The 13,684-nt window shown below is 57.0% G+C and carries 14 protein-coding genes; 3 read left to right on the top strand and 11 right to left on the bottom strand.

The window, feature by feature from the left end; genetic code table 11:
* Window positions 1-191 precede the first annotated feature (191 nt).
* Entirely contained in the window at window positions 192-1,061 is an 870-nt protein-coding gene (locus GXX82_06300; GenBank protein ID NLT22640.1) for a site-specific integrase, read from the top strand.
* 150 nt (window positions 1,062-1,211) lie between these two features.
* Here the strand turns inward: GXX82_06300 and kdsB are convergent, their stop codons facing one another.
* Window positions 1,212-1,943: a 3-deoxy-manno-octulosonate cytidylyltransferase gene (kdsB, locus tag GXX82_06295; GenBank protein NLT22639.1), complete on the bottom strand. Its 732-nt coding sequence runs from the start codon at window positions 1,941-1,943 to the stop codon at window positions 1,212-1,214.
* 149 nt (window positions 1,944-2,092) lie between these two features.
* Here kdsB and GXX82_06290 point away from each other — a divergent pair, with 149 nt between their 5' ends.
* A complete protein-coding gene (locus GXX82_06290; protein ID NLT22638.1) occupies window positions 2,093-2,437 on the top strand; it encodes a flagellar biosynthesis protein FlgC in 345 nt (114 codons plus the stop codon).
* A 107-nt stretch (window positions 2,438-2,544) separates the two neighbouring features.
* Here the strand turns inward: GXX82_06290 and argJ are convergent, their stop codons facing one another.
* From argJ to GXX82_06275, 3 genes are all read right to left on the bottom strand, one after another.
* On the bottom strand, window positions 2,545-3,708 hold the full coding sequence (gene argJ / locus GXX82_06285) for a bifunctional glutamate N-acetyltransferase/amino-acid acetyltransferase ArgJ (protein NLT22637.1): 1,164 nt from the start codon (window positions 3,706-3,708) through the stop codon (window positions 2,545-2,547).
* 186 nt (window positions 3,709-3,894) lie between these two features.
* Window positions 3,895-6,510 (bottom strand): preprotein translocase subunit SecA, encoded by a 2,616-nt coding sequence (secA, locus tag GXX82_06280; GenBank protein NLT22636.1) that lies wholly within the window; start codon window positions 6,508-6,510, stop codon window positions 3,895-3,897.
* Window positions 6,511-6,604: 94 nt separating this feature from the next.
* Window positions 6,605-7,075: an HAD family hydrolase gene (locus tag GXX82_06275; protein ID NLT22635.1), complete on the bottom strand. Its 471-nt coding sequence runs from the start codon at window positions 7,073-7,075 to the stop codon at window positions 6,605-6,607.
* A 169-nt stretch (window positions 7,076-7,244) separates the two neighbouring features.
* Here GXX82_06275 and GXX82_06270 point away from each other — a divergent pair, with 169 nt between their 5' ends.
* Window positions 7,245-7,934, top strand: coding sequence for an HAD hydrolase-like protein (locus GXX82_06270; protein ID NLT22634.1), 690 nt, complete (start codon window positions 7,245-7,247; stop codon window positions 7,932-7,934).
* Here the strand turns inward: GXX82_06270 and pssA are convergent.
* From pssA to GXX82_06235, 7 genes are all read right to left on the bottom strand, one after another.
* Window positions 7,888-8,676: a CDP-diacylglycerol--serine O-phosphatidyltransferase gene (gene pssA / locus GXX82_06265; protein ID NLT22633.1), complete on the bottom strand. Its 789-nt coding sequence runs from the start codon at window positions 8,674-8,676 to the stop codon at window positions 7,888-7,890. The two genes, GXX82_06270 and pssA, sit on opposite strands and share 47 nt — an antisense overlap.
* 9 nt (window positions 8,677-8,685) lie before the next feature.
* Window positions 8,686-9,318: a phosphatidylserine decarboxylase gene (locus GXX82_06260; GenBank protein NLT22632.1), complete on the bottom strand. Its 633-nt coding sequence runs from the start codon at window positions 9,316-9,318 to the stop codon at window positions 8,686-8,688.
* Window positions 9,315-10,313 (bottom strand): ketol-acid reductoisomerase, encoded by a 999-nt coding sequence (gene ilvC, locus GXX82_06255; GenBank protein NLT22631.1) that lies wholly within the window; start codon window positions 10,311-10,313, stop codon window positions 9,315-9,317. Before ilvC ends, GXX82_06260 begins: the two co-directional genes overlap by 4 nt.
* Window positions 10,306-10,836, bottom strand: a complete 531-nt coding sequence (gene ilvN / locus GXX82_06250) for an acetolactate synthase small subunit (protein NLT22630.1) — start codon at window positions 10,834-10,836, stop codon at window positions 10,306-10,308. Before ilvN ends, ilvC begins: the two co-directional genes overlap by 8 nt.
* An 8-nt stretch (window positions 10,837-10,844) precedes the next feature.
* A complete protein-coding gene (gene ilvB, locus GXX82_06245; protein ID NLT22629.1) occupies window positions 10,845-12,536 on the bottom strand; it encodes a biosynthetic-type acetolactate synthase large subunit in 1,692 nt (563 codons plus the stop codon).
* Window positions 12,533-12,715, bottom strand: coding sequence for a DUF465 domain-containing protein (locus GXX82_06240; protein ID NLT22628.1), 183 nt, complete (start codon window positions 12,713-12,715; stop codon window positions 12,533-12,535). The genes ilvB and GXX82_06240 overlap by 4 nt, the downstream gene beginning before the upstream one ends.
* 185 nt (window positions 12,716-12,900) lie before the next feature.
* Window positions 12,901-13,593 (bottom strand): DUF3313 domain-containing protein, encoded by a 693-nt coding sequence (locus GXX82_06235; GenBank protein ID NLT22627.1) that lies wholly within the window; start codon window positions 13,591-13,593, stop codon window positions 12,901-12,903.
* Window positions 13,594-13,684 lie beyond the last annotated feature (91 nt).

Genomic DNA, 13,684 nt, shown 5'->3' with positions numbered 1-13,684 from the left:
TTTTGTCATCCTCTGATTAATTTACACAGAAAAGTTTACACTACCCCACAGAGTTTAAGACGGGGACCTTCAACCCGGCAAACTATGTCAAAAAAGAGCAGAAACTATTCTGGTGCTCAACCCTCCTTGACGAGATGCACGCCGACAGGATAGGTAAGATCGCGCCGTCAAACAAGAAGGATTATACCCGAATGACGAACATCGAAAAGGCATACTTCGGGACAAAGAACGTGAAGGATATCATCAATTACGATATTATCAACTTTGACAGATATCTTCAGGAAGTGGGCTACAAAGACAACGGGGGATACAAGAACCCGAACACCCGGAAAAAAGTAATGCAGCATCTCAAGAGCTTCATAAACTATTGTATCGTCGACCGACAGATCCCCGGCATTTCAATGCCGAAGTTCCCGGAACTGGATACCACGGAGCCCGTGATACACTGGCTTAACATGGAGGACCAGCAAGCCATATACAACGACCACATACCGGACCGTCATAAGCCTATCGTGGCATTTCTCATGATATATGGATGCAGGCCTGGGGAAGCTAGGGCGATGAAGTGCAAGGACGTGGATCTCGCAAACGATTGCTTTACCATCTCATCCAGCTTTTCTGGCAATGTCTACCGAGAAAAGAAGAGGAAGGGCAGGGGGGCCAAACCCACGGTTAAACCTATCCATGACGAAATAAGAGAATACCTGGAAGAGCGGGTAAACAACAATCACCCCGAAGCGTGGCTGTTTCCGAACCCCCGGACCGGGGACGCATACCCTCAAAGTGTCCTTGAGAAGATGTGGAGAAGTGTCAGGACGAAAGCAGGGATACCGGGCTACGTTCGCCTATACGACGCCACACGGCACAGCAGGGCGTCGCAGGAAGCAAATAAGGGCGTACCCTCTCACACCATCCAAGACCTGCTTGGGCATTCAAACGATCAGATGACAAAACGATATACTCACCTTTCGGTAGAGACGCAAAGAGGGGTGTTGAAACAGTACACTTTAAAGAAGGGAACTGTCCCCAGTGTGTCCCTACTCAAAAAACAAGACTCATAATAGTTAATAATATACGTTAGTTATGATGCAGTGTTGCGGGTTCAAGCCCCGCCTCCGGCATTCAAAAAATGTTCAAGGTTCAAGGTTCCGCGTTCCAGGTGAAAAAGAGAATATGGTTACGACATGAGGGACGGCCCCGGAAGGGGGTGATCAGCCGGTCTTTCTGTCGAGGGTAAGCCTTGCCCGGTCGAGGTCGGCCGGGGTGTCGATGCCAAATCCATCGTACTGGGTGGTGAGGACCCGTATCCTGAAGCCGTTCTCCAGGACGCGAAGCTGTTCGAGGGACTCTATCTCTTCGAGCCGGCTCCTCGGCATTTTGACGAAACGTTCCAGGAAGTCCCGTTTGAACGCGTAGATGCCGATGTGTTTGTAGAAGAGGGGCCTCGCCGAGCCGTTCCTCAGGTAGGGGATGGGGGACCGGGAGAAATAGAGGGCGAAACCGCGGCCGTCAAGGACGACCTTCACGGTGTTGGGGTCGTGGTACTCTCTGTCGTCGGTAATAGGTGAACAAAGGGTGGCCATGTCGAGGTCCTCTTTCTCCATCACGGAGAAGAGGAGGTCCGTCATGTCGGGGCGCATGAAGGGCTCGTCGCCCTGCAGGTTGATGATGAGGTCGGCCTCTGTGTGTTGCATGGCTTCAAAGACCCTGTCGGTGCCGCTCCTGCAGGAGGAGCTCGTCATGACCGCGTTGCCGCCGAAGGCCGTCACGGTATTGAGGATGCGCTCGTCGTCGGTCGCCACGATCACGTCGTCCTTAAGCCGGGATTCCGAGGCGCGTTCATAGACAAGGCGTATGAGCGGTTTGCCCGCTATTTCCAGAAGGGGTTTCCCCGGGAGCCGCGTCGATTCGTACCGTGCGGGTATGACGATGAGTTTATTCATGGAACGTCCACATTATACAGGATAGAAGGGAGAAAGGAAAGTTTCAGGTTCCAGGTTTCAAGTTCCAGGCAAAAGACTCCTGCCCGGCGATTGGAGAAAAACTTTGGAAATCTTCTTAAGTCCTTCTTCCCTTGACCGATAACATATGCATGATCTCAGGAATCAGCTCATCGCTATCCGGCCTGTCGGCATTCACGAGGACGCTGTCGAACACCGCCAACAACATTGCCAACGTCAACACCGACGGATACAAGAAGACGAGGGCGACGATCGTTGAGGACACAAACGGGTTGCCCGAGGTGAGCGTCGAGAGACAGGACGCCCCGGGTTCGATCATTCAGGAAACGGACGGTACCCTGCGCGAGCTCTCGAACGTGGAACTCGCCGAGGAATTCCCCCGCATGATCATCTCCCAAAGGGGCTACGAGGCCAACATCAACGCGCTCAAGGTTGAGGACGAGATGATAGGGTCACTGCTGGATATCATAGGCTAAGAGGCAGGTGATAGGTAATAGGTAATAGGTGGAAGGAAGAATATCGAAGCACCGTGTTGCTGCTTCTCCCATCACCTATGACCCAGTACCCATAACCCGCCTCTAGTCTAGCTCCTGTACGAAGCGTTTATCTTCACGTAATCGTAGGTGAGGTCCGTTGTGTAGATGTCGAAGGAGGCCTTGCCGTCATTGAGGTCGACGGTGACGGATATCTCCTTCCTGCTCATCAGTTTCTTCATCTTTTTCTCGCTGAAGGCGATCTCGGCCCCGCCCTTCGCGACCATCTCGCCTTGCAGGGTGATGTCCACCTTCGCGGGGTCAAGAGGTACGCCCGCGTCGCCGGCGGCGGCTATGATGCGGCCCCAGTTGGGGTCGGCGCCGAAAAAGGCCGTTTTCGTGAGGGGAGACAGAGCGATGCGCCGGGCTATCTTCTCGGCCCATTCTTTCTTCCGCACCCCTTTCACCATGATGTGAGCGACCCTCGAAGCCCCTTCACCGTCACGGACCACCATCATGGAAAGCTCTTTCAAGACCTCGCGGAGACCGTCGGTGAAGGCCTCCAAAGCGTCCGCATCTTCCTGCCCGCGCCTGGTGAAGAGCATGACCGTGTCGTTGGTGCTGCACTCTCCATCCACGGTTATGCGCTCGAAGGTGTCCCTGACAGCCTGGGAGAAGGCGAGCTTCACGTTCTCCGGCGAGACGGGGAAATCGGTGAAGACGAAGGCGAGCATCGTGGCGAAGAGGGGGTTGATCATACCCGAACCCTTCGCAACCCCGGCGATCGTGTACGTCTTCTTTCCCCGAAACGTCGTGTGGGCGATCTTGGGATAGGTGTCCGTGGTCATGATGGCCCGGGCGAAGCTCTTGAGACCCGATTCCTTCCTGAGGCGTGCCGCCCGCGGCAGGGCCGATATCATGGCGTCGGCGGGAAGCCTCTTGCCGATGACGCCGGTGGAGGCAAAAAGTATCCCCCTGAGGTTCGCGTCAATGAGCGGTGCGAGCCCTGAGGCTATTGCCGTGAGGTCGCCCACGCCTTCCTTGCCGGTGCAGGCGTTGGCGCAGCCGCTGTTGGCTACAAGCGCCCGTACGGGTCCCTTATCGATCCTGCGGTCATAGAGGATGTGGGCCGCCTTCACCCGGTTGCGGGTATAGACGGCGAGGACATTCGTTTCTTCCCGAAAGACCACAAGCCCGAGATCAAGCCCCTCGGCCTTGATCCCCGAAGCCACCCCGGAAAACTCTATCCCCTCGATCGACGGAACCTTCGCCATAACCCAACCTCCAGAAGAGATGTTCAAAGTTCCAGGGTTCAAAGGTTGAAGAGTGCAACAGAAAGCAATTGATTCACTTTTCCCAGATGGTTCCAACTCCACTGTAGCAGACCATCTCGTTTGCAGGGAAGGTGTTACTTGTTTTTTTCTCTTGAACCCTGGAACTCTTGAACCCTGGAACGGTCTTTACCTTCCACAGCACTTCTTGTACTTTTTCCCGCTGCCGCAGGGGCAGGGGTCGTTGCGGCCTACCTTCTTGTCCTTCTTTCCCGCGGCGTCCGCGCTGGCGGTCCCGTCACCCATGTTGAAGAACATCACCGGTTCGTGGTACTCCACCTCCTGCTCCTTCGCGGGCTGGACGGCGAAGAGCTTGCGCACAGTGTCGTATTTCGCCCTTTCCACCATGTCGAGGAAGAGGTCGAAGCTCTCACGCTGGTATTCCCTCAAGGGGTCTTTCTGCCCGTAGCCCCTGAGCCCTATACCTTCCTTGAGATGGTCGAGGGCCAGGAGATGTTCCTTCCAGAAGGTGTCGATGGAGTTAAGGACGATGAAACGCTCCACGGCGCGCATCTCGTCTGAGCCGAAATCATGTGATTTCTTTTCGTAAAAGGACTTGACCGTCTCGATGACCCTGTCGAGGAGGCCTTCCCTGGTCAGGTTCTTCACGTCTTCGATGGCGAAATCCACGTGGATGAGGAAATTCTCGTAGATGCGGTTCTTGAGCGTTGTGAGGTCCCACTCCTCGGGGTAGACCTTCTCCGGGGCGCACTCGAACACCATGTCCTCGCAGATCTCGTCCACCATCTCCATGACCTTCTCGCGGATGTCACCGTTCTTCATGACCTCACGTCGCATCCCGTAGATGGTCTCGCGCTGCTTGTTCATGACGTTGTCATATTCCAGCAGGTACTTGCGTATCTCGAAATTGTGGCCCTCGACCCGTGTCTGGGCGTTCTCGATGGCCTTCGTGATCAGGGGATGCTCGATAGGGGTGTCCTCGTCCATGCCGAGCTTACCCAGGATGGGCGACACCCTGTCGGAACCGAAGAGGCGCATGATCTCGTCCTCGAGGGAGACGTAGAAACGCGACGACCCCGGATCGCCCTGCCTGCCGGCGCGGCCGCGCAGCTGGTTGTCGATGCGCCGGGATTCGTGGCGTTCCGTACCGAGGATGTGCAGACCCCCGAGGGCTATGACCTTTTCCTTGTCAGCGGCGCATATCTCCCTGGCCTTTTCAAGCGTCTTCCCGTATTCCGCGGAGTCTCTGTCGCCTTTCACCATGGCAAGGGCGAGAAAGCCGGGATTGCCGCCAAGGAGTATGTCGGTGCCGCGGCCCGCCATGTTCGTCGATATGGTGACCGCCTTCGAGCGCCCCGCCTGCGCCACCACCTCGGCCTCGCTCTCGTGGTTCTTCGCGTTGAGGACGTTGTGGGGGATGCCTTTGCGCTTGAGCATCTCCGAGACCCTCTCCGATTTCTCGATGGAGAGGGTTCCCACGAGGACGGGTTTTCCCGTGTTGTATAGCTCCTCGATCTCATTCACAGCGGCCCGGAACTTCTCCTTCTCCGTTCTGTAAACGACGTCGGGATAGTTCGTCCTGATCAGGTCCTTGTTGGTGGGGATGACGACGACATCGAGGTTGTAGATCTTCTTGAATTCCACTGCCTCCGTGTCGGCGGTACCCGTCATGCCGGCGAGCTTTTTGTACATCCTGAAGTAGTTCTGGAAGGTGACCGTGGCAAGGGTCTGGTTCTCCCTCTCTATCTTGACGTTCTCCTTCGCCTCGAGCGCCTGGTGGAGACCTTCGCTGTAGCGCCTTCCGGGCATGAGCCTGCCCGTGAACTCGTCGACGATGACGACCTGGCCGTCCTTGACGATGTAGTCCACGTCGCGGGCGAAGAGCTGATGGGCCTTGAGCGCCTGGTTAATGTGGTGGAGGAAATCGACGTACTTCGGGTCGTAGAGGTTCTCGATGGCGAGGACCCTCTCGAGTTTCGCGACGCCGTCCTCGGTAAGGTAGGCGCTGCGGGCCTTTTCGTCTATCATGAAATCCTGCTCGCGCTTGAGCTGTGGTATCAGCTTGTTGATCTTGTAGTACTTGTCCGTGGATTCCTCGGCGGGGCCGGAGATGATGAGAGGCGTCCTCGCCTCGTCAACGAGGATACTGTCCACCTCGTCGACGATGGCGTAATTGAACTCGCGCTGGACACAGTCTTCGAGGTCGTAGTGCATGTTGTCGCGAAGGTAGTCGAAGCCGAACTCGTTGTTCGTCCCGTATGTGACATCGCAGCCGTAGGCGTGCCTGCGGGCGGCGTCGTCGAGGTCATGAACGATGACACCCACGGAAAGGCCCAGAAACTGATACACCGGACCCATCCACTCGGCGTCCCTTTTCGCCAGGTAATCGTTGACGGTGACCACGTGGACGCCGAGGCCGGTCAGGGCGTTGAGGTAGACGGGCAGGGTGGCGACGAGGGTTTTCCCTTCACCCGTTGCCATCTCGGCGATCCTGCCCTCGTGAAGCACGATCCCGCCGATGAGCTGGACGTCGAAATGGCGCATTCCAAGGGTGCGCCAGGCCGCTTCGCGGGCGACGGCAAAAGCTTCGGGCAGAAGGGAGTCGAGATCTTCGCCCCCGGCGAGGCGTTCCCTGAAATGCGGGGTCATGGCCCTGAGCTCATCATCGCTTAAGGCCTTAATCCTGTTCTCGAACTCGTTCGCCCTGTCGACGATGGGCTGAATGCGCTTGAGCTCGCGTTCGTTCTTGGTGCCGACGATCTTCTTGATCAGGTTTCCGATCATGGTTCACGTGCCTTCGGCAAAAAAACCTTCAGCTCAGACCATGCTTCGCGAGGGAAGGCTGCCCTGAGCTGTCCGTTCTTTTCCGTGATCTTTATCAGTCTCTCAGTGTCGCGACGATCCTCTCGGGGTGGAGCAGGATACTCAGTGCGTCGTTTATGTCCTTTACGAAGAAATCGGCCTCCCTCAGCACATCCTTGGAGCATCCTTCCTCGCCGATCACGCCGATTCCGAGGGAAGCCTCCTTGAGCATCAATACGTCGTTCGAGCCGTTGCCTATGGCCACTATCTTCTCGGGCCCCAGCTCCTTTATTATCTTCGCCTTTTCCTGGGCGCTCGATTCCTTCCCCACCTTGATGATGCTGAAACCGATCGTGTTTCCTTCGCTGTCTATGTTGCCGTAGGTATCGGACGTGATGATGAACACCTTTATGTACCGGGACACCCTTTCGAGCATCTCCTTGACGCTTTCCTTCATCTTTCCGTCAAAAGCACAGGTCCCGTTGTAGTCGATGACCAGGTATTCAATATCAAGATCGCCCCATCCGGGAACGGAAACACTTATCATAGTAGCCTCCTTGGTAGTCTTTCGGATACAATTGTAGCATATATTAATGCAATTAGAACCATTAATTTGCGTCATTAAACGATATTCTTCACAGGTTTTCTCTTGATTTTTTGCAACTTACAGTTTAAAAGCAGAAGGTTCGAAATTGTAGTACGAGGAGAATGGGACCATGGACCAGCAGAAGAAATGGGATGTCGATTGCGTCATCTACGACTGCGACGGAGTGCTTTTCGACTCCCTCGACGCCAACAGGCGTCTCTACAACAGCATTGCCCTTGCCGCGCGCGGTACCGGGCTCAATGACGACGAGCTTCGCTACTGCCACACCCACACCGTATTTCAATCCATCGCCCACATCTGCCGCAACGACGCTCAGTCCGAACGCCGTGCGCGGGAATTCTTCGCGAGCACCATAGACTTCCGGGATTTCATCCCTTACCTCACGATGGAGCCTAACGTCACGGAGACCCTGGAGCGATTGAAGGCGCGGGGCATATCGCGGGCGATAAGCACGAACCGGACGACGTCGATGAAGCATATCATGGAACGGTACGGGTTATGGCAGTATTTCGACATCGTGGTGACCGCTGCCCATCAGGCTGAAGCCGGGAGCGATGGGGGACCCGCGCGGACGATACTCCAGGCGAAGTCAAAGCCGGACCCCGAAGGGGTCGAGATGATCCTTCAGGCATTGAAGGTGAAGCGCGAGGCCACCCTGTACGTCGGCGATTCCGAGGTCGATATGGGAACGGCGCGGTCCTCGGGGGTCAGGTTCGTGGCTTACAAGAACGGTGCCCTCGAGGCGGATGGTTCTATTGACGACCACCTTGCCCTGCTTGAGTTTCTCTCGGACGGCTGAGCTCTTCCGACGGTTTCTTCCTGAAGTGCAGGATAAGGGTATAGACGGGTCCCGACACCGCGTAGGCCGACGTGGCCACAAAAAGCGTCAGGTATGGCTCGGTGAGGACGATGACGAGAAGCATGATGACCCCCACCGTTGCCATGAAGGGCCGTGCCCTGACAAATCCCATATCCTTGAAGCTAATGTAGCGGAACTTGCTGACCATGAGAAGGGCAAGACAGTAAATGACGATGGGCATGATAACGGTCTTCAGCCCGCCCTTGTAGCCAAGCCATGAAAAAAAGAGGACGATACCGGCGATGGTCGCGGCACCCGCGGGTATGGGAAGACCCAGAAAGTGCTTCTTCTGCACCGTGTCGACCTGGATGTTGAACCTCGCCAGTCTCAGCGCGCCGCAGGCCACGAAGAGGAAGGCGGCGAGCCAGCCGAACTTGCCGTAGCTCTTGAGCGCCCAGGTGTAGGCGAGGATCGCGGGGGCGACGCCGAAGGCGATGACATCGGAGAGGGAATCGTATTCCACGCCGAAGCGGCTGCTGGAATTGGTCATCCGTGCCACCCGGCCGTCGAGCATGTCAAAGATGGCGGATATGAATATGGCGATGGCGGCGTACGTGAACCGCCTGTCCATCGCTGCTATGATGGCATAAAAACCGGAGAGAAGGCTTAAGGAAGTGAGAAAATTGGGGAGAAGGTACATCCCCTTCGCAGGCTGGCCTTTCTTCTTCTTCGTGTAGTTCATGGCACCTCCCTACTTGCGCGCCAGGACCGTCATGCCGGCCTTGACCCTTGCGTGTAAGTCTACCACAGGTACGTACCCTTTGTGAAAATAAATGTCGACCCGGGAGCCGAAGGCTATGATGCCCACTTCCTGTCCCTGTGCCACGCTCTCGTCGACCTTCACGTAGGGGATGATGCGCCGGGCAAGGAAACCCGCTATCTGGACGATGAGGATCCTTTCACCCTCGTTTTCGAAAAGAATGAAGTTCCTTTCGTTCCGCTCCTCGATATCCTTGCCGAAGGCCATCGCAAACTTGCCGGCAACGTGCTTCATCGCGACGATGAGGCCGGAGGTGGGGGCCCGGTTGACATGGACATCGACGGGGGACATGAATATCGCTATTCTCGTGACGGTGCGGCCGAGGAACTCCTCCTCGACGACGTCGCGTATGTCGACCACGGTCCCGTCCGCCGGGGAGACAAGCTCACCCGGCCCGGCACTGGTTCGCCGCCTGGGGTTGCGGAAGAAATACAGGCAGAATGATGCGAAACAGAAGACGAGCAGCGCCAGGATGAAGAACCTGCCCAGCAGGAGAACGGCGGTAAGAACAAGGGAGGGGACGATGATCCTCAACCCCTCCCTTGCGATAAACGGCTGCCTCAATCCTTTCTCCCGATCCAGCCCATCATGGAACGGAGTTTGCTGCCCACCTGCTCGATAAGGTGTTCGCTGTCGATCCTCTTGACGGCATTGTACACCGGTCTTCCGGCCATGTTCTCGAGTATCCATTCGCGGGCGAACTCTCCGGACTGGATCTCATCGAGGATGGCCCTCATCTCTTCGCGGGTCTCTTCGCTGATGACCCGCCGGCCGCGCGTCATATCGCCATACTCGGCGGTGTCGCTGATGGAATACCGCATGTTGGCGATGCCGCCCTCGTACATGAGGTCGACGATGAGCTTGAGTTCGTGGAGGCACTCGAAATATGCGATCTCCGGCTGGTAGCCCGCCTCGACGAGGGTGTCGAAACCGGCGCGCACGAGTTCCGACGCGCCGCCGCACAGGACGGCCTGTTCACCAAAAAGGTCCGTCTCCGTCTCCTCTTCGAATGTCGTCTCGATGACGCCGGCACGGGTCGCGCCGATGCCTTTCGCGTAAGCCAGGGCGGTCTGCCTCGCCTTCTTCGTGTGGTCCTGGTAGATGGCTATGAGCGACGGCACGCCCGCGCCCCGCTCGAACTCCCTTCTCACGAGGTGCCCCGGGCCCTTGGGAGCTATCATGACGACGTCGATATCCGCCGGCGGGACGATCTGGTTGTAGTGGATATTGAAACCGTGGGAGAAGACAAGGGTCTTGCCTTTCTTGAGGTTGGCCTTGATATCTGTTTTGTAGAGCTCGGCCTGGAGGTTGTCCTGGGCGAGGATCTGTATCACGTCCGCGTCCTTCGCAGCCTTGGCGGCGGGGACGGGTTTGAACCCCTGCTTCACTGCGAGCTTGTAATTCGCTGTCCCTTCCAGCTCCGCCACGATGACGTTGACCCCGCTGTCCCTGAGGTTCTGCGCCTGGGCGTGGCCCTGGCTGCCATAACCGATTATGGCGACCTTGCGGTCCTTGAGCACCTTCAGATCCGCGTCGCGGTCATAGTAGATCTTAGCCATTTGATTCTCCTCCTTTGGTTTCTGTTTTTTCCTTTATCTTCATCATTCGTTCACCCCGGGCCATGGCAATGGGTCCGGTCCGTACAAGTTCTTTTATACCCAGCGGCTTGATGAGACTGATGAATGCCTTGAGCTTGTCCTCGTCGCCGGTGATCATGATGGTGTATGACCGGGACGACACGTCAATGATCTTACCCCGGAATATCTCCACCATCCTCAGGATCTCAGGGCGTGTCTTCTCCTCGGCGTTGACCTTTACGAGTACCATCTCCCGCGAAACATAGTCGATCTCCTTGAAGTCGACGACCTTGATGACGTTGATGAGCTTGTTGAGCTGTTTCAGGATCTGTTCGAGGATGGCGTCGTTCCCCGTTGTCACGATCGTCATCGTGGACACGGTGGGGTCGAGGCTCTCGGCCACGCAGAGGCTTTCAATGTTGAAGCCCCTGCCGCTGAAGAGACCCGCGATCCTGGACAGGACCCCAAACTCGTTCTCGACAAGAAGCGATATGGTGTGTCTCAATTTTCCTCCTAAACAAGAAGCATCTCTTTCAGGGACGCGCCGGCGGGGACCATGGGATAGACGCATTCCTCGGGACTCACGTGAACATCGATGAACGTGGGCCGCCCGTTCTTGAAGGCCTGCTTCAGGACCCTGTCGACATCGGCCTCCTTCTCTATCCTGAGACCCACCGCGCCATACGCCTCGGCAACCTTGACGAAATCCGGCGAATGAAGGCGCGTCCACGTGTATCGCTTCTCATAGAAGAGCTCCTGCCACTGCCTGACCATGCCGAGGAAGCCGTTGTTGAGGATGATGACCTTGACGGGCAGGTTGTACTGCACGGCCGTCGCCAGTTCCTGGATGTTCATCTGGATGCTGCCGTCTCCGGCGATGTCCACGACAAGGGATTTCGGAAACGCCACCTGGGCGCCTATGGCTGCGGGGAACCCGTAGCCCATCGTGCCGAGGCCGCCCGATGTGAGACACGTGCGGGGCTTGAGGAACTTGAAGAACTGGGCGGTCCACATCTGGTTCTGTCCCACCTCGGTGGTGATGATGGCCTTGCCCTTCGTCAGTTCGAAGACCCTTTCTATGACGTGCTGGGGCTTTAACGTGTCGTTTCTCTGATAGGTGAGGGGGTAGTCCTTCTTCCACTTTCCTATCTTGTCCGTCCAGTCGGCGATGCTTCTGTGGTACTGCCGGTAGACCTCCTTTTCCTCTTCGACGATCTTCAGCATTTGCGTGAGGACATTGCGCGTGTCGCCCACTATGGGTATGTCGACCTTTATGTTCTTGCTTATCGATGTGGGATCGATATCGATGTGTATGATCCTGGCGTGTGGCGCGAATTCATCCGTTTTGCCCGTGGCCCTGTCGTCGAAGCGTGCCCCCATGGCGATGATGAGGTCCGATTCGGTGATGGCCATGTTCGCGGCATACGTCCCGTGCATGCCGAGCATGCCGAGAAAGAGCGGGTGGTTCCCCGGGATGCCGCCGAGGCCCATAAGGGTGTTCGTGACCGGTATGGACAGCGCTTCGGCGAACCGTGTCAATTCCTGCGAGGCATTGGACAGAATGACGCCTCCGCCGGTATAGAGAACGGGTCTTTTCGAGTGCATGATGAGGCGCATGGCCTTCTTTATCTGTCCCGTGTGGCCCACGTAGGTGGGCTGATAGCTGCGGATGACCGCCTTCTCGGGATACTTGAAATCGCCGACCGCCGAGGACACGTCCTTGGGGATATCGACGAGGACGGGGCCCGGTCTTCCCGATGCTGCGATGTGAAAGGCCTCCTTGATGATGCGGGCAAGGTCCTTCACGTCCCTGACGAGGTAGCTGTGCTTCGTGCAGGGCCGGGTTATGCCCACGATGTCCGCTTCCTGGAAGGCGTCGTTGCCGATGAGCATCGTGTTGACCTGACAGGAGAAGACGACGAGGGGTATGGAATCCATGCAAGCCGTGGCTATGCCCGTCACCGTGTTCGTCGCTCCGGGCCCGCTTGTCACGAGGGCGACGCCCACCCTGCCCGACGCCCGCGCGTACCCGTCAGCGGCATGGACCGCCGCCTGCTCGTGACGGACCACGACCTGATTGATCTGGCTTATGTCTGTCAGGGCATCCGTGATGTTGAGCGTAGCCCCTCCCGGATAGCAGAATATCGTGTCGATCCCTTCCGCCTTCAGGGATTCGACGAAGATCTGTGCGCCCGTTCTCTTCAATGTTTCTCCTTTCGCTGGAACGAGTTGACGAGACTCTCCATGAGGTCCTTGTAATAGAGTTTCTTCTTTTTCAAAACCTTCATCTCCCTCTCTTCCGCCTCGGTGAGATAGGATTTCTTCAGGAGCATCTGGATGCGCCGGTCTATGGTTGCATGCTGCCCCTTATACTGCCTGTACATTTCCTCATTACTTTCGACGGTGTCCATAGGGATAGTGAACGATATGGTATAAGAAATACCTGAAAATGTCAAATATTACTTGGACATATCGGCCCGCTCCCGGGAAGGCGACCGATGGCGTCGATCTTTCCGGAAAAGAAGGCGCCGGGCAGGGTCTCGGGCGCCTTCATCCCGTCGATATGCGGCTACTTGCCGACGGCCTCTACATCTTCCACGAACTTCCTCAGTCTTTCCGCCCAGAACTTGAATGCCTCGTCCGCCGAGCCCCATTTGCTGAACCTGTCCGTGAAACCCGCGGTCCTGTCGTCCACGGCGGCGGCTATGACATCATTCGTGGTAGTGTCGAGGACCATGACCTCCATGCTCGTCGCGCCCGAGCCGGACCATGAGCCGCCGGCCCCCTTCTTCACCAGGCTTATCGCGAGACCGACGGGGATGACCGACGTGATCGCGCTGACACCGGGCTTGTTCTGCTTGAGCCCGGTTATGGCAAAACGTATCCTCACGACATCGGGGCCGGGGTCCGACACGAAGATGGATTTGTCCTTAACGGCCGCCACCACCGCCTTGTTGAGGCCATCTGCCAGGTCCTTCATGTCCTGGGGATCGATCCCCTTGTACGCGGATTCGTCGCTGAAGAAGAAGACGGCGCTGTCGAGCATGATCTTCTTGTATGTGCTGAAATTCACCACCGGTTTCAGCCAGCGCTCCTTCACCCCCCCCTCGGGGCCGGGCTGCAGGTTCTGATAGTAGCCTTCAAGGAAACCGGAATACTTCTTGTCCGCTCCCGATGCCACGGACACCGCGAGGGCAAATCCCAGTACCAGTGCAAATGCGATTGTCGCCGCTCTTTTCATGTTCTTCTCCCTGATCATCATAAACGTTGGCCGGCCTGCCTCACGTTCGCCGGACCTTCTTGCCTTCGTGCCTCACGATACCCGCTGCCCTGCGGCCGGTGAGGCCGCCCTC

The organism is Syntrophorhabdus sp., from assembly GCA_012719415.1.
Classification (GTDB): domain Bacteria; phylum Desulfobacterota; class Syntrophorhabdia; order Syntrophorhabdales; family Syntrophorhabdaceae; genus Delta-02.
The sequence above is the reverse complement of the archived record's forward strand: the minus strand, read 5'-3'. Positions and strand labels throughout refer to the sequence as shown.